Origin of the sequence: Streptomyces fulvoviolaceus (assembly GCF_000718165.1) — a bacterium.
Taxonomy (GTDB): domain Bacteria; phylum Actinomycetota; class Actinomycetes; order Streptomycetales; family Streptomycetaceae; genus Streptomyces; species Streptomyces fulvoviolaceus.
On sequence record NZ_JOEY01000003.1, the window covers coordinates 189,744 to 209,702 of the forward strand.

At 69.1% G+C, this 19,959-nt stretch carries 16 protein-coding genes and 1 pseudogene; 12 read left to right on the forward strand and 5 right to left on the reverse strand.

Features of this window, described 5'->3' with window-relative positions; translation table 11 throughout:
• Positions 1-133: 133 nt before the first annotated feature.
• Positions 134-1,585: an NCS1 family nucleobase:cation symporter-1 gene (locus IG08_RS0104710; RefSeq protein WP_030596604.1), complete on the forward strand. Its 1,452-nt coding sequence runs from the start codon at positions 134-136 to the stop codon at positions 1,583-1,585.
• 5 nt (positions 1,586-1,590) lie between these two features.
• On the forward strand, positions 1,591-2,310 hold the full coding sequence (locus tag IG08_RS0104715; protein WP_030596605.1) for an aspartate/glutamate racemase family protein: 720 nt from the start codon (positions 1,591-1,593) through the stop codon (positions 2,308-2,310).
• A gap of 11 nt (positions 2,311-2,321) precedes the next feature.
• Here IG08_RS0104715 and IG08_RS0104720 read toward each other — a convergent pair whose 3' ends face one another.
• Genes IG08_RS0104720 through IG08_RS0104730 form a run of 3 tightly spaced genes read right to left on the reverse strand, consistent with a single transcriptional unit; the run spans position 2,322 to position 3,556 of the window.
• Positions 2,322-2,792, reverse strand: a complete 471-nt coding sequence (locus IG08_RS0104720; protein ID WP_234342800.1) for a GNAT family N-acetyltransferase — start codon at positions 2,790-2,792, stop codon at positions 2,322-2,324.
• Positions 2,793-2,800: 8 nt separating this feature from the next.
• Positions 2,801-3,202, reverse strand: coding sequence for a RidA family protein (locus IG08_RS0104725; protein WP_030596608.1), 402 nt, complete (start codon positions 3,200-3,202; stop codon positions 2,801-2,803).
• Positions 3,203-3,256: 54 nt separating this feature from the next.
• Complete coding sequence (locus IG08_RS0104730) at positions 3,257-3,556, reverse strand: hypothetical protein (protein WP_052424481.1); 300 nt, start codon at positions 3,554-3,556, stop codon at positions 3,257-3,259.
• Between the two features lie 173 nt (positions 3,557-3,729).
• On the opposite strand from IG08_RS0104730, the gene IG08_RS0104735 reads away from it, so the two are divergent.
• The gene (locus tag IG08_RS0104735; protein ID WP_030596612.1) at positions 3,730-4,509 is read left to right on the forward strand and encodes a nucleotidyltransferase domain-containing protein; all 780 of its coding nucleotides are present in this window, start codon (positions 3,730-3,732) and stop codon (positions 4,507-4,509) included.
• Between the two features lie 158 nt (positions 4,510-4,667).
• Positions 4,668-6,554: an FUSC family protein gene (locus IG08_RS0104740; RefSeq protein WP_030596614.1), complete on the forward strand. Its 1,887-nt coding sequence runs from the start codon at positions 4,668-4,670 to the stop codon at positions 6,552-6,554.
• A gap of 9 nt (positions 6,555-6,563) precedes the next feature.
• Here the strand turns inward: IG08_RS0104740 and IG08_RS0104745 are convergent, their stop codons facing one another.
• Positions 6,564-7,514, reverse strand: a complete 951-nt coding sequence (locus IG08_RS0104745; protein ID WP_030596616.1) for an endonuclease/exonuclease/phosphatase family protein — start codon at positions 7,512-7,514, stop codon at positions 6,564-6,566.
• A gap of 139 nt (positions 7,515-7,653) precedes the next feature.
• Between IG08_RS0104745 and IG08_RS0104750 the strand changes: the two genes are divergently transcribed.
• From IG08_RS0104750 to IG08_RS56740, 3 genes are all read left to right on the forward strand, one after another.
• Positions 7,654-9,006 carry an amidohydrolase gene (locus IG08_RS0104750; RefSeq protein WP_030596619.1) on the forward strand — a complete coding sequence of 451 codons (1,353 nt, stop codon included), beginning with the start codon at positions 7,654-7,656 and terminating at the stop codon, positions 9,004-9,006.
• A 95-nt stretch (positions 9,007-9,101) separates the two neighbouring features.
• Positions 9,102-9,791 carry a DUF899 domain-containing protein gene (locus tag IG08_RS0104755; protein WP_030596620.1) on the forward strand — a complete coding sequence of 230 codons (690 nt, stop codon included), beginning with the start codon at positions 9,102-9,104 and terminating at the stop codon, positions 9,789-9,791.
• Positions 9,792-9,945: 154 nt separating this feature from the next.
• Entirely contained in the window at positions 9,946-10,134 is a 189-nt protein-coding gene (locus tag IG08_RS56740; RefSeq protein ID WP_452737645.1) for a hypothetical protein, read from the forward strand.
• 2 nt (positions 10,135-10,136) lie between these two features.
• On the opposite strand, the pseudogene IG08_RS0104765 reads toward IG08_RS56740, so the two are convergent.
• Positions 10,137-10,880 (reverse strand): annotated as a pseudogene (locus IG08_RS0104765) (ATP-binding cassette domain-containing protein); the annotation flags it as partial.
• 318 nt (positions 10,881-11,198) lie between these two features.
• Here IG08_RS0104765 and IG08_RS0104770 point away from each other — a divergent pair.
• The 5 genes from IG08_RS0104770 (at position 11,199) to IG08_RS55650 (ending at position 18,835) form a co-directional block, all read left to right on the forward strand.
• A complete protein-coding gene (locus IG08_RS0104770) occupies positions 11,199-11,864 on the forward strand; it encodes a TnsA-like heteromeric transposase endonuclease subunit (RefSeq protein ID WP_234342801.1) in 666 nt (221 codons plus the stop codon).
• Positions 11,861-14,044, forward strand: coding sequence for a DDE-type integrase/transposase/recombinase (locus IG08_RS0104775; protein ID WP_030596634.1), 2,184 nt, complete (start codon positions 11,861-11,863; stop codon positions 14,042-14,044). Before IG08_RS0104770 ends, IG08_RS0104775 begins: the two co-directional genes overlap by 4 nt.
• On the forward strand, positions 14,041-15,162 hold the full coding sequence (locus IG08_RS0104780) for an AAA family ATPase (protein ID WP_030596636.1): 1,122 nt from the start codon (positions 14,041-14,043) through the stop codon (positions 15,160-15,162). The genes IG08_RS0104775 and IG08_RS0104780 overlap by 4 nt, the downstream gene beginning before the upstream one ends.
• The gene (locus IG08_RS0104785) at positions 15,159-18,422 is read left to right on the forward strand and encodes a TniQ family protein (protein WP_030596637.1); all 3,264 of its coding nucleotides are present in this window, start codon (positions 15,159-15,161) and stop codon (positions 18,420-18,422) included. Before IG08_RS0104780 ends, IG08_RS0104785 begins: the two co-directional genes overlap by 4 nt.
• Positions 18,423-18,550: 128 nt before the next feature.
• Positions 18,551-18,835 (forward strand): hypothetical protein, encoded by a 285-nt coding sequence (locus tag IG08_RS55650; RefSeq protein WP_052424483.1) that lies wholly within the window; start codon positions 18,551-18,553, stop codon positions 18,833-18,835.
• Positions 18,836-19,959 lie beyond the last annotated feature (1,124 nt).

Here is a 19,959-nt window from a genome sequence, read left to right on the forward strand (position 1 = left end):
GGTGTTTTACGGAGCGTTAACGACAGCGACATCGGCCGGAACGCTTGACGGGAGGAGCATGACCGCAGTTTGGTATACCAAAACTGGATTCCAAGCGACCGCCGCCCTCCTCCCCCTTGCTCCTGGAGGCCCCGTGTCCCTCGCCGACAGTGCCGTAGCCACCGGCACATCAGCGTTCGTCCCCGACCCCCGGCTCACCAACGAAGACCTCGCGCCCGCCGAGAAGCGGAACTGGAAGGTCTTCGACCTCTTCGCCATGTGGATGTCCGACGTCCACAATCTCGGCAACTACACGTTCGCGGCCGGTCTGCTGGTCCTCGGTATGAACGTGTGGCAGGTCTTCACGTCCCTGCTCGTCGGCTTCGTGATCATCTACGTCGGCATGAACTGGATGGGGAAGATCGGCCAGGCCCACGGCGTCCCGTTCCCCGTCGTCAGCCGCATCAGCTTCGGCGTGTGGGGCGCGAACATCCCGGCCCTCATCCGGGCCGTGATCGCCATCATGTGGTACGGCATCCAGACCTACCTGGCCTCGGTCGCGGTGAACGTGATGCTGCTGGCGGCCTGGCCGGGCCTGGAGTCGTGGACCCGCAGCTCCTTCCTCGGCCTGGACGCGCTCGGCTGGGTCTCCTTCGTGTCCCTCTGGCTCGTCCAGGCGCTGATCATCAGCCAGGGCATGGAGTCGGTGCGCAAGTTCCAGGACTTCTGCGGCCCGGCGATCTGGCTGGTGATGATCGCGCTGGCCATCTGGGTCCTGGCCAAGGCCGGCTGGAGCATCTCGCTCACCACCACCCCGCACCCGGTCTCGGTCGGCGAGCAGTGGCGGCAGTGGTTCGGCGCGATCGGCCTGATCCTCGCCACCTACGGCACGCTGATGCTCAACTTCTGCGACTTCTCCCGCTTCGCACCGGACTACAAGACCGTGCGCCGCGGCAACTTCTGGGGCCTGCCCATCAACTCGACGGCGTTCGTGGTCGTCTCCGTGATCGTCACCGCGGGCTCGCTGGAGGTCTGGGGCGAGGCCATCACCGACCCGGCGGAGCTCGTCGCCAAGGTCGGCAACACCTGGGTGATGGTGCTGGGCGCGCTGACCTTCGCCATCGCCACCATGGGCGTCAACATCGTCGCCAACTTCGTCTCACCGGCGTACGACCTCGCCAACGTCTGGCCGCAGAAGATCACTTTCAAGATCGGCGGCCTGATCAGCACGGTGGCCGCGCTGGTCGTGACCCCCTGGAACCTCTTCTCGAACCCGACGGTCGTCAACTACTTCCTCGGCGGCCTCGGCGCCTTCCTGGGCCCGCTGTTCGGCGTGATCATGCTCGACTACTACTGGGTCAAGAAGGGTCGCGTGGATGTGAACGAGTTGTTCGACGCCACCCCCGGCTCCCGCTACTACTACCGCAAGGGCGTCAACCCCAAGGCCCTGTGGGCGTTCCTGCCGGCGGCCGGCGTCGCCGGAGTGCTCGCCCTGGTGAAGACGTTCAGCGACGTGGCCCCGTACTCGTGGTTCATCGGTACGGCGCTGGCGGCCGGGCTGTACGCGGTCCTCTGCCGGAGCGAGCGCACGGCTGCGGAGGTCTGAGCGGAGTGCGGATCGTCGTCACCAACTGCAACACCACGCAGGAGATGACCGAGGAGATCGTACGAGGTGCCCGGGCCGCCGCAGGTCCGGGCACCACCGTGACCGGGCTGACCCCGGCGTGGGGGCCCGAGTCGGCGGAGGGCTGGCTCGACAGCTACCTGTCGGCGGCGGCCGTCATCGATCTGCTGCGGACGTACGACGGTCCCGCGTACGACGCCGTGGTCATGGCCGGCTTCGGCGAGCACGGACGGGAAGGCGTCCGGGAGTTGGTGGACGTACCGGTCGTCGACATCACGGAGGCCGCGGCCCATCTCGCCTGTCTGCTCGGGCGGCGGTACGGCGTCGTCACCACGCTGGAACGCTCGTGCGGCCAGATCGAGGACAGCCTGGAGACGGCGGGTGTGGGCCGCAACTGCGCCGCCGTGGTGGGGACGGGACTGAGCGTCCTGGAGCTCGGCGATACGGCCCGCACGGAGGCGGCGTTCCTGACGGCGGCCGAGCGGGCGCGCGCGGCCGGCGCCGAGGTGCTGGTGCTGGGCTGCGCCGGAATGACCGGGCTGCAGCGGACGGTGGGGGAGAAGCTGGGGCTTCCGGTCGTCGACGGGGTCGGGGCGGCGGTGAAGCTCGCGGAGTCACTGGTCGCGCTGGGGCTGACGACCAGCCGGGCGGGGAGTTACGCGAAGCCGGTGCCGAAGGAGCGGGTGTGGGGGCGGCCGGCGACATGACGGGCCCGTCGTCACGGCCGCCAGAGGTACCGGACGTCGGGCTCCCGCTCCTCGTTGCCGCTGCCGTCGGTGCGCTCGGACTCGACGAAGCCGTGACGTTCGTAGAAGCGGTGGGCGGGCTTGTTGACCTGGAAGGTCCACATGGTCAGCCCCTGCGGGCTCCGCTCCTTGGCGAGCGCGACGAACCGGTCGCCGATGCCGCGCCCGCGCCAGTCGGGGTCGAGATAGAGCTGGGACAGCAGGCCGTCGGCGAGGACCATCACCCCGACGATCCCGTCCGCGGCCTCGGCCTCGGCCACCCAGGTCTCGCGCAACGGCACCACCACGTCCCGGAAGTGGTTCCGCACGTCGTCGTCGGACCGCGGCCGGACGACCGTCGGCAGCGCTGAGTCGAAGGAACGCAGCCAGACGTCGGCCGCGGCGGCGGCGTCGGCGGACACGGCCCGACGGAGGGCGACGGAACCCATGAACACGGAACTCATGAACGCTCCTACTCCGGGACCACGGCCGTAGCCGTGATCTCCACCAACTGCCCGGTGTACCCGAGGCAGGCGACTCCTATCAGCGTCGACGAGTGGGGCCCGGTGCTGAGCCCGGACGCCTCGACGACCTCCCACACCTCGGACAACACCGAGGGCTCACTGCTCACGACGTACACGTCGGTCGACAGCACATGCGCCAAGTCGCTGCCGACGGCGCCGAGTTGCTGTTCGAGGTTCGCGATCACCTGCTCGGCCTGCCGCGCGGGATCCCCCTCACCGACGATCTTCCCCTCGGCGTCGAGAGGAACCGCCCCGGCGAGAAAGGCCAGCTTGGTCCCGGCTTCCACGACGGAGGCGTGGGAGTAGGTGGGCGGCGGGAAGAGGGCGGGGGCGATGACGCGCTGGATCACGTGGACTCCTGAGGTGAACTGCGGACAACCTGTCGATCATCCGAGCCTCCGGCGTCAATCGCACCCGAATTTCCGCACCGCCACCTCCCGCCGCCTGCGCCGAGCCGCGGCGCTTGCCGCGGCGGACCGCCGCGCCGCAGCCGCCGAGGCGGCCCGGAAGTCGTCGCCCCGCTCGGCGGCCTCGATCCGTTCGACGGCGTAGAGGCGCGTCTGCGGGGCCGACTTGAAGTGCGGGTTGGTGCGAAGCAGATCGGGCTCCCCGAGCAACTGCCGCACCATCCCGGTCGTCCAGCCCCGGGCGCGAAGTCCGGCTGCCGAGAGGTGCGTTCGCCCGTCCTTGTCGTACGTCGTCATCACTGCCCCCGTCGTTACACTGCGTGACGAGTTCATTGATAACGCGTGCCACTGACAATCGGCCCGAGGGGCGGACCGCTCACAGGGGATCGTGCCTCCGGAGGAGGCTGGGACTCGCGCCAAGGCACGGAATTGAATGGTGACCGCGGCACACGGCTACGTACCGTGCGCCCATGACCTCCCTCTCCGACCCCGCCTTCCTCGACGCCACCGCCGACCGCCTCGCCGCCCTCCCCACGGTCCAGGCGGTAGCCCTCGGCGGCTCCCGTGCCCAGGGCACCCACAAACCCGACAGCGACTGGGACCTGGCCGTCTACTACCGCGGCCACTTCGACCCCGCCGGTCTCCGCGCCCTCGGCTGGGAGGGTGAGGTCTCCGAGGTCGGCGGGTGGGGCGGCGGGGTGTTCAACGGGGGTGCGTGGCTGACGATCGACGAGCGGCGGGTCGACGTCCACTACCGCGATCTCGACGTCGTGGAGCGGGAGTCGGCGGAGGCGGAGGAGGGGCGGTTCCGGGTGGAGCCGTTGCTGTTCCATCTGGCGGGGATTCCCAGCTACTTGATCGTCGCGGAGCTGGCGATCAACCAGGTGCTGCGGGGCGAACTCCCGCGCCCTGCCGCCTATCCGGAGAAGCTGCGGCACACGGCGAGCGACCGCTGGTACGGCACCGCCCGCGCCACCCTCGCCTACGCGAAGGCCAACCACGCCCCGGCGGGCCGCCTCACCCAGGTCGCGGGCGCGCTCGCCACGGCCGCCGTACAGGCCGGACACGCGGTGTTGGCGGCGCGCGGGGAATGGGTGACGAACGAAAAGCGGTTGCTGGAACGGGCCGGGCTGCAGGACGTCGACGAGGTCGTCGGGCGGCTGCGCAAGGAGCCGGATGTGCTGCTGGGGGCCATCGCCGACTCGGAAAAGATCTTCGGGACAGCGATCGGCCGGCCATTGCGTTCATAAAGAAACCGCCCCTCCCGCCAACCGTCACATCCCCGAAATACGAGGGTCCCAACTCCTCCAACAACGCGATCTATCGTGGACACCACAGCCCGTGATCCACCGTCCGGCCACCGTCGCCCGGAGGCACACCCCCGCCTCGCACAGACGACAGGAGCCTTGTGTCGCGCCCCGCCCTGCCAGCCGTCAGCCTTCCGCCGTGGCTTGCCCATGCTCTTCGTGCCCAGCGCGGGCCGGTGCCGTGGAACGCGGTGGTGCGAGGGGCCCTCTCCGCCGGGCCGCTTCTTCTGGTCGCCGTTCTCCTCGACCGCACCTCCCTCGGGGTCGTCGCCGCCATCGCAGCGATGCTCGCCGGGATCAACGACCGGCCGGGGAGTCGGCGGATGTCCGTCAAGCGGCTCGGGGTGCCCGCGCTCGCGGGGGCGGTCGGGATGGTGGTCGGGACGTATGCGGGGGATCAGGTGGGGGCCGTGCCCCTCACGGTCCTGCTCACCCTCGTCGGGCTGGTCGCCGGGAGCATCAGTGCCATCGGGCCCGTCGCTTCCGGGTGCAGTACGCAGCTGCTCGTCGCCTCCGCCATCGGGGCCGGGATGCCGTTGCCCGACGCCGGGTGGCAGCGGGCGCTCGCCTTTCTCGTCGGGGCCGGGTGGCTGCTGGCGCTGCGGCTCGCGCTGCCCACGCCCGGTGGCACCGTCGGCGACTTCCGGTTCGACGGGGAGCGGGACGCCGTGGCCGCCGTGTACGACGCCGTCGCCGCGCTGCTCGATGCGGCGGGTACCCAGGACGCCACCTCGCGGCGCGTCGCGCTCACCGCCGCGCTCGATCACGCTCAGGACGCCCTCGCCGGGCCCCGGCTGCGGCGGTACGCCAGTTCCGCGGCCGAGCGGCGACTGCACGCGCAATACGCGGCGGCGCTGCCGCTGGCAGAGGCTGCGACCGCGCTCGCCTGGGCCGAGGAGGCCGTCTCCGGGCGGGCCTCCGAAGGACCCCGGCGGCTTGCGGCCGCCGTACGCGAGAACACGCACACCGGGCCGTTGCCCGCGCCCGTCCGTTCCGCGCCCGCCCTCCGTGCGCTCGACGACGCCCTGTTGCATGCGGCCGAGGCCTTCGACCGGGGCAGGGGGAGTGACCTGCACACCCGTCCGCGTACGGCCAAGGGCCTGTTCCGCTCCGCCTTCGGGACCGGCGGGCGGGAGTACGGGCTGCGCGTCGCCCTCTGCTTCGGGGCCAGCGCGGCCGTCGCCCAGGCGCTGCACCACTCGCACTGGTACGGGCAGCACGAGCACTGGTACTGGCTGCCCGCCACCGCCGTCTTCCTCGTCAAGCCGGACCTCGGGCCGCTCGCGTCCCGGGTGCTGTGCCGGGCGGCGGGGACCGTCCTCGGGGCGCTGGCCTTCGCCGGGTTCGCCTTCGTGCTGCCACATCCCGAAGGGCTCATCGCGCTCGTCGCTGTGAGCGGTGCGCTCATTCCCGTCGCCACGCGGCACTTCGCCGCCCAGACCGCCGTAGTCACCGTCCTCGTCCTGGCCCTGGTCATGGTCGGCGGGGAGCCGATGGCCTCCTGGAGCCGGATCGGGGAGACGCTGCTGGCCTGCGCGATCGTGCTGATCGTGGGGCATCTGCCGATGCCGGGGCAGCGGGGCGGGGGAGTGCGGGCCCGGCTCGCGGCCGCGAGCGCTGCCGCTCAGGCGTACCTCGCCCACGTCCTGCACGAGACCGACCCCGGCGCCGCCACCCACGACGATCCTCGCGCCGTCCGCTGGACCCTCCGCCGCGAGGCCTACCGCGCCCTCGCCGAGGCCCGTACCGCCATCGCCCTCGCCGCCGCCGAACTCCCCGCGCTCGCCCGGCACTCGGAGGGCGCGGACGAGATCGTCGCCGTCCTCGAACGGCTCGTCGACACCACCACCGCCTGCGCCGTGCACCTCGACGACGCCGGCCGGCTCACCCCCGGCCACACCGAGCGGCTCACCGAGCTGCTGGGCGAACTCGCCGAGGGGCGCGAGCGCGTGGGGCTCCGGCTGCCCGAACTGCCGCTCGCCGTATAGCCGTAGGCGCTAACCGATCCGCACCCACACCGGCGCGTGGTCCGACCCCGCAGCATCCCGCCGCTTCGCCGGATCCGGCCCCACCGACGACAGCCGCGGTGCCTCCTCGCCCGGCAGCCCCGTGCCCGCCGCCGTCACCCGGTGGATCAGGCGGTGGCTCGCGAGGATGTGGTCGATCAGCTCGCGGCGGCCGGCGTTGACGCGCGAGAAGCGCTGCTCGGCCGGGATGAGCGGGGCCACGTTCCACAGGCGGGCCGCGTCGCCCTTGTCGGCCATCTTGTAGCCGGGCGTGCCGATCTCGGAGCCTGGCGGGCCGAGCAGGATCTGCGTGGTCGCCGCCTGCACCTCGTCGTTGAGGTCGCCCAGCACGGCCACGTCACGGGTGCGCCCGTCGCCGTCCAGCAGCTCGTCGGCCAGCGCGCGCAGCGCCGTCGCCTCCGCCGCCCGCCGGTAGAGGGCGTACGCGCCGAATCGTGCCCGCTCGCCCTCGTCGAGCGGCTGGAAGCGACCGTTCGGATACGACAGCAACTTCGACTTGAGGTGGGCGACCGCCACCCGCAGGGGCCCGATGGCCGTGGCCGCCTCCACGGCCAGGAAGCCGCGGCCCGTCGCCGACACCGACACGCCCTCGTCGTCCGCCTGCACAGGCCGCAGCCTGGCCGGGAGCGCGGTCGTGTCGGACAGCACCTCGAACGACGTACGGCCGATGAAGCCGACCCGGATGCCCCGGCTGTCCGGGTGCCGGGAGGTCGCGATGGACCAGCCGCTGCCCAGCAGGTCGATGAGATCCCCCAGCGCCTCGGGCTCGCCGACCTCCTGCAGGCCCAGCAGCGTCGGGTCCAGCTCGGTGATCACGGCGGCGAGAGCGGCCAGCTTCGCCTCGTAGGCGGCCTTGTCCTTGGGGCCGAACGGGCCTCCGGGACGGTACAGGTTCTCCAGGTTCCAGGTGCCGAGGAGCATGCCGGGCTCCTTCCAGAAGCCGTCGGGCAGCGGGCGATCGTGAAGTCAGGGTGCCCTTCCGGCCCGCCGCACGACAGAGGCGTGACGGGATGCGCGGTTCGGCTCACGCGACGCGACTACGGCGTCGTACGTTGGCGTGATGACTGATGCTCCCGCCGATCTCATCATCACCGGATGCACCGTCCTCGTGCACGACGACCAGGAGCGGATCGGGTTCGAGGAGGACGCCGCGATCGTCGTACGGGACGGGGTCGTCGAGTCGGTGACGACCGCCGCCGAGGTCGAACAACGACCAGGAATCGACCGCATCGACGCCCGGGGGCAGGTCGCGATGCCCGGTCTCGTCAACTGTCATACGCACGCGCCCATGGTCACGCTGCGCGGGGTCGCCGAGGACCTGCCCACCGAGGAGTGGTTCAACGACGTCGTGTGGCCCATCGAGTCCAACCTCACGGAGAAGGACGTGGAGTTGGGGGCGCGGCTCGCGTGCGCCGAGATGATCCGCGGCGGCGTCACCTGCTTCGCCGACCACTACTTCTCGATGGACGCCGTCGCCGCCGTCGTCGAGGAATGCGGGATCCGGGCCCATCTCGGCGAGGCCTACTTCTCCTCGCAGGGGCCCCGGGGCCGGGAGAAATCCCTGGAGTTCGCGCTACGGCACCGCGGCGGCGCGGGCGGCCGCATCACGACCACCCTCGCCCCGCACGCCCCCTACACCGTCGACGACGCCGACCTCGCCGCCACCGCCGAACTCGCCCGCGCCCACGGCCTCCCCGTGCACCTCCACGCCTCCGAGAACCGCGACCAGGCCGAGACCAGCCTCGCCCGGCACGGCGTCACACCGATCGAGGTCCTCCAGCGCACCGGGATCCTCGACACCGACGTGCTCATCGCCCACGGCAGCGGCATCCTCGACCGCGACCTGCCCGTCCTCGCAAGTGCCGACGGCCGTACGGCTGTTGCCACCGCCCCCCGCGGCTACCTCAAGTTCGCCTGGCCCACCACCACACCGGTACGCGCCCTGCACGACATCGGCGTCCCCGTCGGACTCGCCACGGACGGCGCCGCCTCCAACAACTCCCTGGACGTGTGGGAGTCGATGGCCCTCACCGCGCTCATCCAGAAGTCGACCACCGGCGATCCCCGCTGGCTGACGTCCCGTCAAGCCCTGCACCACGCAACGCTGCAGAGCGCCCGTGCGGTCGGCCAGGGCGACACCCTCGGCCGCATCGAGCCCGGCCGGCGCGCGGACATCATCCTCGTCGACCTCACCGGCCCGCACACCCAGCCCGTCCACGACCTCGCCGCCACCCTCGTGCACAGCGCCCGCTCCTCCGACGTCCGCACGACGATCGTCGACGGCCGGATCCTCATGCGCGACCGCGAGCTGCTGACCATCGACGTGCCCGCCGTCGTGGGGGAGCTGGGGGAGCGCATGCCCGCCCTCCTGGACCGCAGCCACGGCAAGCGCATCCAGGACTACGACACATAGGCTCATCCGCTTCCCGAAAAGTTTTCCGGCGCAGCGATGAGTTCCGCCCCTCCCTTCGGTCACCACCCCGAACGGACCGTTGCACAGGAGGGGTCATGTCGCTTCCGGAGATCGTCCCGCGCGCACAGTGGCGCACGGCACGCGAGGAGTTGCTCGCCAAGGAGAAGGCCGCCACGCGCGCGCGTGACGCGCTCAACGCCGAGCGGCGCAGGCTGCCCATGGTCGAGGTCGACACGGAGTACGTCTTCGAGGGCGGCGACGGCAAGGCCACGCTGCTCGACCTCTTCGAGGGACGCGGCCAACTCGTCGTCCACCACTTCATGTTCGCCCCCGAGTGGGACGCGGGGTGCCGCAGCTGCTCCGCCTTCCTCGACCAGATCGGACACCTGGCGCACCTGAAGGCGCGCGGGACGACGTTCGCCGCCGTGTCCCGGGCGCCGTACCTCAAGATCCTGCCGTTCAAGGCGCGGATGGGCTGGACGCTGCCCTGGTACTCGTCGTACGGCAGCGACTTCAACCGCGACTTCGAGGTGACCCTGGACCACGAGGGGGAGCTGTCCGAGCGGCCCGGCGTCAGCTGCTTCCTGCGGGACCGCGACCGGGTCTTCCACACCTACTCCGCGTACGAACGCGGCCTCGACGGACTCGGCTCCGCCACCAGCCTGCTGGATCTCACCGCGCTGGGCCGGCAGGAGGAGTGGGAGGAACCCCGGGGGCGCGCGTCGGCTCTGGGGGCGCCCGCGGGCAGTGAGCGCATCCGGTATCACGATGAGTACGAGGAATGACACGAACGGTAGCGGAAGTGACCGTTCGGTAACCAGATTCTCACGCTGCGCGCTGAACGAGTGTCAACTACGTCTCAGTCCCGCAACTCAGCGAGGCTTTGAGCCCCTGGAAGGCGTTAACTCCTACAAGTACGACGCTTTCTGGAGGTGCAGGGTGGTGAACGGGCGAACAGTGCTCGAACGCTTTCCCGCAGGTGGGCCGCGAGGCTCGTGGCCGGCGGAGGAGTTCGCGCACGCGCGACGTCTTGAAGGCATGCCCGCCGAGGTCGTCATGGACCTCGCGACGGACACGTTCCTGGTGATCGTTCGCAGCGGAGAGGCGGCGGTCGACGCCGTCGCGTGAGGTCAGCCCGCCTTCGGGGCGGGCACGTTGGCCGGCACCTTCGCCATAACCCCGGAAGAGGGCACCTTTGCCGTGAACTGTTCCGCCTGGAGTGAGTACAGCTCCGCGTAGACCCCACCGGTCGCCAGCAGCTCGTCGGGCGTACCGGACTCCACGAGCCGGCCCTGCTCCAGGACGTGCACCAGGTCCGCGTGGCGTACCGACGCCAGGCGGTGGGTGATGAGGATGACCGTCTGGCCCGTGCCCGCCAGGGCGCGGATCTTCTCGAAGACCTCCAGCTCGGCCCGGGCGTCCAGGGCGGCCGTCGGCTCGTCCACGATCAGGATGCGCCCGCGCCGGTACGCGGCCCGGGCGATACCGAGCCGCTGCCACTGACCGCCCGACAGCTCGTGCCCGCCGCTGAAGTTGCGGGCCAGCAGGGTGTCCAGGCCGCGCGGCAGATCCGCCAGCACCTCCTCGGCCCCGGCCTCCGTGACCGCCCCGGCCACGCCCTCCTCGGTGAGGGGTGCCGAGGAGCGGCCGACCGCCACATTGACGCGGGCCGTGAACGGCCACCGCTTGAAGTCCTGGGCCACCATCGCCACGCGTTCGGCGAGCAGGTGCCGGTCCGCGGTGGCCGCGTCGACGTCGTCCCACAGGATCCGGCCGTGATCGGGTGTGTACAGCCCGGCCAGCAGCTTCACCAGGGTCGTCTTGCCGGAGCCGTTCTCGCCGACCAGCGCCACGATCTTGCCGAGCGGGACCGTGTGTAGGTTCCGCGCCCGAATGAACAATGCGGGTACTTCCTGAACACTGCTTGAACAGTGCTTGGGAGTGCGCCGCTGAGCATTTCGCAATCATGCCCACTCCGACGGGGTGCATGCGGAGCAGTGCGAATTTCCACCGATGAGGGTGAAGTCCTGCGATCGGAGCAGGTGTTCGGGGTTCGAGTGCTTGATCGTATGGGTCAGTTGCTCGTGATCAGCACGGGCTGAGCGCGAAGGTGCGCGATGGTCGCAACACGTAGGCGTGGCACCGCAGGAGCGGCTGCGTGGATCCGGTACGGCGAGGACGAGGTGCGGGAGGTGTCGTTCGAGCGGCTTGGGCAGCGGCATTTCGAGGGTTCGGTTCCGTGGCGGGCGATGCGGTCGAGACATGGGCAGACACATCTGCCGGGCAGCTACTGGTCGTCGACGACGGGCGGCCAAGTGATCTTCGAGAGTCAGCTGGAGCTTGCCCGGCTGCTTCTGGCGGACTTCGACCCGGATGTCGTTGGGATTCAAGCGCAGCCGTGCTGGATACGGCACCGGGTGAAGGGGCGGGCGCGTCGCCATGTCCCCGACTTCCTGCTCACACTGCGCAGCGGCCTGGTGCGGGTGGTGAACGTGAAGCCTGCCGACCGGGCGAAGGATCCGAAGGTTCGTGAGGCGCTCGCGTGGCCGGGGGAGCTGTTCTCCGCACACGGGTGGCTGTATGAGGTCTGGTCGGGCTGTGAGCCCGTGGTGTTGAAGAACGTGCGGTTCCTTGCCGGGTATCGGCGACCGTGGGTGGTGGACAGTGAACTCGTCGATCGGGCACGTGAGCTGGTGGGGGACGGTGACGAACTCGCGGTGGCCGAACACAGGTTGAGCGCCTACGGCGAACGTGAGGATGTGCGTCCGGCATTGCTGTCGCTGTTGTGGCGGGGGCATTGGACGACGGACCTGACGCGTCCGCTGGGTGGCCGTTCGGTGCTCAGGAGGTGCGCGTGAGCGGGGGTGTGGCGGTGCTGCGGACCGGGCTGGTCGTGCAGCATGACGGTGAGCAGTTCACGGTGGTGGAAATATCCGGGAGCCGGATCCTGCTGCAGAGCCGGTCTGGCGGAGTGCGGCAGGTCGATCTGGGGTGGCTGCTGTCGCATCCGACGACGCGGATTCCGGAAGCCGCCGCCGAGCCGCTGCCGGGGCTGGGAGCGCAGTTCTCGGCGCTCAGCAAGGAAGAACAGGCGGCGCTTCAGGAGCAATACGTGCATTTGCTGGAGGTGGAGACCGGATACCGGCACGGATCCGCGGAGTTGGCGCTCGACGGCGAACCGCGTCCGCAGTACGCGCCCGATGTGCCGAAGATGGAGCGCTATGAGGCGAAGGCCGCTGAACTCGGTGTGAGTGTCATGACGGTGCGGCGCTGGTTGATGAAGGTCAAAGGCCCCGAAGGAGTGGCCGGACTGCTGCCCGCCGATCGCGGCCGCAGCCCGCTGGGGGAGACGGATCCACGCTGGATCGACATGTGCCGCAAGGTGCTCGACGAGTACGTCGAGGAGAGTACTCCACCGCGGCATCTAATCATCGCGACCGTCGAGGAGCGCCTTGCCGCGGAGTTCGGGCGGGACACGGTGAAGCTGCCGAAGAAGACCGCGGCGTACGCGCTGTTGAAGGAACTGGGCCGGGGGCGCAACGCGTTCTCGGGCAGTGCGAAGGGGCGCCGCTCGATCGCGAACCGCCCGCCGGGCGTCTACGGCAAGCTGAGGGCGACCCGTCCCGGCGAGTATGTGCTCGTTGATACGACAAGGCTGGACGTGTTCGCGATGGAGCCGGTCACCTGCCGATGGGTGCAGTGCGAGCTGACCGTTGCCATGGACCTCTACACGCGCTGCATCACGGGGCTCAGGCTGACGCCGGTGTCGACGAAGGCCGCCGATGTCGCAGCCGTCCTGTATGAGACCGTGCGCCCGCGAACGGACGGAGAGCGGGCGGTCCTGCCGCATCACGGAGTGCCGAATGCGGTGGTGGTGGACGCAGCACGGCTGGTGGACGCGCGGGGTGAGTGGCTGTTGCCGTCGGTGGCGGCTGAGACGCTGGTGTTCGACCACGGCAAGATCTACTTGTCGCAGCATGTGCAGGCCGTGTGTGACCGCCTCGGCATGTCGTTGCAGCCGGCCCGGCCGTACACGCCGACGGACAAGGCGCCGGTAGAGCGCTGGTTTCGGACCCTGCGCGAAGGAGTCCTTGCGGCGCTGCCCGGCTACAAGGGCGCGGATGTGCACAGCCGCGGCAAGGACGTGGAGGAGAAGGCGTTCTTCTTTCTGCCGGAATTGGAAGCGATCATCCGCGAGTGGATCGACCTGATCTACCACCGGCGCGTCCACTCCGGCTTGTGTATCCCGGAGGCGCCGGGCCTGGAGATGAGTCCGCTCGATATGTACGAGCACGGCATCCAGCGGGCGGGGCATCTGCGGATCCTGGGGCGCCCAGATCTCGCGTACGACTTCCTCGAGGTGAAGTGGACCACGATCCAGCACTACGGCGTGGAGATCGGCACCTTGCGCTACAACGGGCCTGCTTTGAAGGGGCGGCGTAACACGACAAGCCCGTATGGCGGGGTCCACAGCGGGAAGTGGCCGATCGCGATCGACCCTGGGGACATCACTCGCGTCTACATTCAGGATCCCGACCCCAAGAGCAGGCGATGGCATGAGCTGCGGTGGGAGCACGCGGATGCGCTCGATGGTCCGCTCAGCCGTGAGGCGTTGCAGTACGCGCGCCGGCTGGCGGCCAGGACCCAGCGGTTTCCCGATGCCAAGCGCACACTGATCGAGCTGCTGGAGCGGTGGGGCGCCGGGCTGACCGGCAGCCGGGAAGAGCGGCGCATCGCGCTGCGGCTGTCGGATGAGCGACTGTCCATCATGGGCCCCGACACGGTTGAGCCAGGCGCCGACGAGGACGATCCTCAGCTGTCCGTTGCGCAGTTGCCGTCGGTGCGTCAGCTCACGGCTTTGGCCCCCGCCCAGCCCGGAGCCGACGACCGGGATCCGGCTGAGACGTCCGCGATGGATGGGCCTGAGGTGGGGGAGGGCGGGGACGATGACGAGGACGGTGATCTCGATGCCGTCCCCGAAGACGCGGGCGCGGTCAGCGACGAGGAGTACTACGCGGACGCCTGGGAGGTGTCATGACCGCCGCGTTCGAGGAGGGGGAGCGCAACTACAGTCCCGTGCAGTTGACGGGTTTTGTGGAGATGTGCGAGCGGCCCGCCCGCGAGCGTCCGCGGCAGTTGAGCCGGGTGGATATCAAGGCTCTGACGCGCCGTGAATTCCTCGTCTACAAGGAGCAGCGCGCGGTGTGGCATGCCAACCTCGGGCCGATCAAGACGGGCCAGCTGCTGGAACTGCATGACGGGCTGGCGGAGATCGTGGACTCGAACCGGCAGGACGGCGACAGGGTGAAGCCCTCGGCGGTGGTCGACGCGTTTCCCGGGTTGGGGAAAACGACCGCGGTCCTGGACTACGTGAAGAAGTATCACCGTGATCAGATTCTGGTGCACGGCGCCACTACCCCCAGCGGGCACCGCCGCGTCCCGGTCGTGAATATCACGCTCACGGGCAACATCACGATCCGCGGCTTGAACGAGGCGATCTGCCGGTTCTATGAACTACCCGAGACCGGCAACGCCGACCAGCTTGCCGCCCGTGCTGCCCGCGCCGCTCGCGCCATGTGCACGACTGTCATTGTCGTGGACGACATCCATTTCCTCGACCTGCGCCGCACCAACCACCGGGTCGTGGCCAACCACTTCAAGCACCTGTCCACCGTCTTCCCCGTCACGTTCATCTACGTCGGAGTGGGCGTGGAAGCGCGCGGGGTTCTCACCGATGGTCTCGATGACGAGGACGTGGACCTCGCGCAGGCGGCTCGCCGGATGACGACGTTGACACTGCCGCCGTTCACTGTGAAGACGGAGGCTGGGCGGGCGCAGTGGCGCAAGCTGATGCTCGGCATCGAACGGCTCCTCGTCCTTGGCGACGGCTACCGCGGCATGCTCGCCGAAGACCTCTCTGACTACCTGTATGCCCGCTCCACCGGCCACTTCGCGTCACTGATGACGCTCATTGCCCGCGGCTGTCGGCGCGCTGTGGACAGTGGTGAGGAGCGGCTGACCGTGGACCTCATGGACACCGTCAAGAACGATGTGGCGGCCGAGCGAGGACGCCTAGAACTCCAAGCGGCCCTCCAAGCCGGAACCCTCACCACCAAACCCAGCCGCAAGAAGAAGGGGCCGGGCAGGCGCCCATGACCCTCAACACCGTGGCCATGGCGCCCGCGTTCTCGACTGAGCGGCTCCCCTATGTGGTGCAGCCGCTGCCGGGCGAGGCCCTGGACAGCTGGATCGAAGCCTACGCTCGCCAACTCATCGTCACCTCCCGCGAGTTCCTGACCTTTATCGGACTTCCCGGCACCCACCCCGAGCGCATGCTGGTCAAACTCCTTCCCGAAGAGGCGGCTGTGCTCGCCCGGCGCTGCGGAGCCCCGCCCGAGGTGTTGCGCGCGATGACGCTGGAACCCTTTGACCAGATCACCGTGACGGTCCGGCACACCACGCGCGGGCTCGGCTCCCCGCCGCGCTGGCGCCGGCACAAGGGCAGCAGGTACTGCCCCACCTGCCTGGCCGAGACCGGCGGCCGCTGGCTATTGTCCTGGCGCAGCCCCTGGACCTTTGCCTGTACCCGGCACGCCCAACTCCTGGTGGAGACCTGCGAAGGGTGCGGTCAGCGCCCGCACCCCGCCGGCCGTCACCCCGCGGGCGTGACGAACCCGGCTCTCTGCACCATGGCGCGCGACCTCGCGCGCGGCAGCAAAGGCGCACGCCTGCCCTGCCACACCGACCTCACCACTGCTGTGGCCCAGCCGATTCCTGCCGACGGCCAGATCATCCGCGCCCAGCACTATGTCGACACTGTCATCCGCGGCCACACAGACCGCGACCGAGACCCCCACCAACCGCACCCGAGCCTGGAAGAACTCTTCTTCCTCGCCTGGCGGTGTCTGGCCACGCTCCACGACGACACCCTCCCCATCCCCCAATCGGCTTCGCATCTCCTGCAGGAAGCAGGCGGACACGCCCTGGCCCTGCTGACCGGGCTCAGCAACGAGACGGCCACTGATGTGGCGGTCGGCACCGCGCTCGCCATGACCGTCCTGGAGCGCGACCACCCCCACAGTGATGCGGTACTGCGCTGGATCGCCGACTCGCACCTGCGCAAAGACGGCTCCATGGAAGTGTCCGTGAAGGTCAGCTCCTGGCGCACGGCTTGCTCACCGGCCACCGTGACGCGCGCGTTGACCGTCATCGACACCCGCCTGCGGATCATCGACCGGCTGCGCTTTGCCACGACCTCACGCACCCCACAACCGCCCGCCGCGCATCCCGAGCTGATCGAGCACCGCGCCGCGGCGATCCCGGCGACGCTGTGGCCGTCGTGGAGCATGAGGCTCATGCCGCACCAGATCGGCGGGCCCAGGGGTGCGAAGGCCGCCGAGTTCCGGGCCGGGCTCAGCGCACTCCTCCTGGTCGTCCGCTCCACCAGCCGCGTCTATCGCGACGCACTCGCACTTCTCGGCGACCCCGTGCCCCCGAGCTTCGTCAAGAGCATGGTCACCCGCCTCGACCGCCAGTACCTGACTCCCCTACTGGCCGCGCTGACACAACTGGCAGACGCCCTCGACGATCATGGATCGCCCATCGACTACCAGCGGCGCCGGAGCCTGGCCGACACCGGTCTGACCATCGACCGCCAGGCCTACCGGCAACTCGTCGCCCAAAACCGTTGGCGCACTCCCACCGACCGAAGCCTCGACGCCCTGGACAGCTATCTCAGGGCGATGTGGACCGGCACGCTCACCGACACCAACCACCGCCTGAACGACCTGCGCTTTCGAGCGGATCCTGCGGTGCGTGCCTTCCTGTTCGACCAGGCCGCCGGACACCTGAAGCGACTGGGCATCGACGAACCCGTCACCTGGGAACCACCATCCGAGTGGGTCCGCGGCATCCCCTGGCCCGGCACCGAACCGGTCGACATCAGCGCGGAGGAATTCCGGCGCACCGCAGCACGCCACCGCAAACTCACTGATGTCGCCGACTCCCTGGGCATCGGCCTTGAGCACGCCCGCCTGTACGTCGAACTCGCCAGCACCATCCCTACAGTTCAGCGGAGGACTCTCGGCTCCCCTCGCGGTCCGCGTACCACGGCCCCAGACGCGGCAGCCCTGCATGACCTGTACGTCACCCAGGGCCTCTCCCTTCGGGGTATGCGCAAGGCCACCGGTTCCAGCGTGGAGGTGCTCAAGGCGGCACTCCGGGAAGCTGGTATCGCCATACGCCAACCCCGGGAGCGGGCCAGCAGGGGATACCGCCTCGATCGTGACTGGCTCTATGAGCAGTACGCCGTGAAGTGCCGGGGCTTTGCCGAGATAGCCGAAGAAGTCAAAATGGACGTGCGCACCGTTCGCCGTATCGCCCGCACGCTCGGCTTCTCGATCAGGCGACACGAAGGAGTACCCCGGGATTTCACCGAGACCACTCGCGGACTGGACCTGCCCCACGCCGTGTATCAGGCGTTCTGCGGACGCAACGCGGTGCAGCGGGTCAGAAACGTCAGTCTGCTGATCGATCACCCTACGGTCGCTGAGGCCGCCGCAGCCTGCGGTATCCGCGTCGCAGACCTTCAGCGGCAGACGGTAGTCATCGAGAATTCCACCGGGTTCCGCCTCCTGGACACCTCGGAATCGCCGCGGCTTACCGCCCAGGGCCGACAACTCCTGCACGATGCCACACCGGTGCTTGAGCGCTACGCCCGCCTGTACGCCGATAATCCTGGCGCCGCATCTGGCGTGTACGGGAGAAGCCCCCGCACCGCCGCCCCTGCCCCAGACATCCTTCGAGATCTCTACGTCGACCAGGGGCTCTCCCTCCATAAACTCAGGGATACCACCGGCGCCAGCATCACCGTCCTCAAGCAAGCCCTGAGCAGCGCTGGAATCGAGATCCGCAAACAGGGGCACCGCCCCGGATACTCCTACCAGATCGACCGCGACTGGCTGTATGAGCAGTACGTCGTGCAGCACCGAACCTTCAGCGACATCGCCGATGAGATCGGGGCGGTCTCGACAACCGTCCTCAACATCGCCAGAAAACACAACATCCCGATCCGGAGCGCGGTCGGAGTACCCCGGGACTTCGCCGCCACCACACAGGGACTCGTCATCCCTCCTGTCGTCTATCGGGCGTTCTCCGGATGGAAGTCCGTGGTACGGCTGAAGAAGATCAGCCTGCTACTTGACCACCATGCACTTGAAACTGCCGCCGAAGCGGCCAACGTGCGGCCGTCAGAGCTGAAGCGGATCGCCGCAATCATCGAGAAGGACACCGGAATTCCCATACTGGAGACCGTGAAGCCCCTGAGGCTCACAGCGGCAGGCCGAACGCTTCTGCAGCAGGTCATGCCGGTCCTTCACCGCTATGAAGCCAGGATGGGCGGCACTTCCGCACCGTAAGCGTCCGTGACGGGCTGAGGGCATCTCGGGGCAAAGCCTGGAGCGTTGCCCGGAAAAGGATCCGCCGGGAGGGGATCTGGCAAGAGAACCGGGACTCGAGTCGGGCGTGGCACCGCTAGAGACGCTCGATGACGACCGATCCTCCGACAGTCCCCTTCACCGCATTCACCAGCAAGAAGAAGGCGTTCCACACGACCGCCTGGCTCATCGTGCGCCGCGTCAGGCGACTGAACCCGAAGAGCGTGCCCGAGGACCCGGCCGAACTGTTCAGCGTCTGGCGCCACCACGTCATCTTCACCGACAGCCCCTTCGTCCTGGCCCAGGCCGAACCCATGCTCCGCGAACACGCCCAGGTCGAGCAGTCCTTCGCCGATCTGGAAGACTCCGCGCTCGGTCATCTACCCTCGGGGTAGTTCACCGCGAACGCCGCCAGGCTGACCCTGGCAGCCACCGCCTACAACCTCACCCGCGCCGCCGGCCACCTCTCCTCGCCTTACACGCCAAGGCCCGCACCGGCACCATCCGCCGCCACCTGATCAACATCCCCGCCCGGATCGCCGCAGGCGCCCGCCGACTCACCCTCCACCTGCCCCAACGCTGGCGCTGGCAGCACGACTTCGCCGATCCGTGGACGGCGACCGGACAGCGCATGGTCACCTGACCCATGCGACCGCCCTGCCCGCCCACGACCCGGAAGACCCCGCACCGGACGGCCACCCGGCAATCACCGCTGTCCACACCCCGAAGAAACACCCGGAACCCGTCCGACACCCGTGATCAGAATTCACACGGTGGATCGAAGCTGAAGGCCGAGACCTGCTGGAAGAAGCACGGCACGTACTCGCCAGATATGACCTTTCTGTTGCTGTGTCCTAGGAGATCAGTTCGGGCTAAGCGATGAGAGTGGCTGCGTCAATGTCCAGCAGAGATCGTCGAATTCCTCGCCCACGTCCCAGGACCTCAAGAATCCCTTATCGACCAAATGATCCAGGATGGTCCGAAGGGAGGAGTAGGGGATCCCGCATTCTCGTGCCACGTGTTCTGCTTCGGCCATCCCCTGAACGTCGGCCGGGGCAGAGTGGGCGGCGAGACAGAGGGCAACGAGTCGGGGCAGAGCGGCAGTGCCCGTACGGATGCAGCAGGCGCGGCGCAATGCCCAATCGGCGGCGCGGAGTCGGTCAGGGCGTGCCGGGCGCTGCGTGAACAGGCCGCGATCGAGCAACTGGATCGCGGCCCCCCGAGGTGCCGTCGGGATGGTGCACAGCCATTGCGCTTGAGTGAGCTCCTGCCAAGGGTCCATGAGATCCCCCAAGCGAAGGCTCCTGAGGAGGCCCAGGGGCACGTGCGCTTGACCGGCGCCGTTCATGCGCAGCGCGCCCTGAAGGGCGAGGAGCCGCGAAGCTGCTCCGGTGTCGGGCGGGAGTGCAGACGCAAGGTAACTGAGCATCTCTCGAACCCGAGTTGGGCTGTCTGGCTCCTTCGGGCGTCGTCTGTGGCGGGCTGTTCTCCGCCCCGATGGGGGAATCTCGGCAGTCAG

Excerpts from the sequence above, each read along its gene's own strand:
- IG08_RS0104720 (WP_234342800.1), bottom strand. The coding sequence starts at position 2,792 with ATGAGTTCCGTGTTCATGGGTTCCGTCGCCCTCCGTCGGGCCGTGTCC.
- IG08_RS0104730 (WP_052424481.1), bottom strand. The coding sequence starts at position 3,556 with ATGACGACGTACGACAAGGACGGGCGAACGCACCTCTCGGCAGCCGGA.
- IG08_RS0104735 (WP_030596612.1), top strand. The coding sequence starts at position 3,730 with ATGACCTCCCTCTCCGACCCCGCCTTCCTCGACGCCACCGCCGACCGC.
- IG08_RS0104745 (WP_030596616.1), bottom strand. The coding sequence starts at position 7,514 with ATGCTCCTCGGCACCTGGAACCTGGAGAACCTGTACCGTCCCGGAGGC.
- IG08_RS0104750 (WP_030596619.1), top strand. The coding sequence starts at position 7,654 with ATGACTGATGCTCCCGCCGATCTCATCATCACCGGATGCACCGTCCTC.
- IG08_RS0104755 (WP_030596620.1), top strand. The coding sequence starts at position 9,102 with ATGTCGCTTCCGGAGATCGTCCCGCGCGCACAGTGGCGCACGGCACGC.
- IG08_RS0104780 (WP_030596636.1), top strand. The coding sequence starts at position 14,041 with ATGACCGCCGCGTTCGAGGAGGGGGAGCGCAACTACAGTCCCGTGCAG.
- IG08_RS0104785 (WP_030596637.1), top strand. The coding sequence starts at position 15,159 with ATGACCCTCAACACCGTGGCCATGGCGCCCGCGTTCTCGACTGAGCGG.
- IG08_RS55650 (WP_052424483.1), top strand. The coding sequence starts at position 18,551 with ATGACGACCGATCCTCCGACAGTCCCCTTCACCGCATTCACCAGCAAG.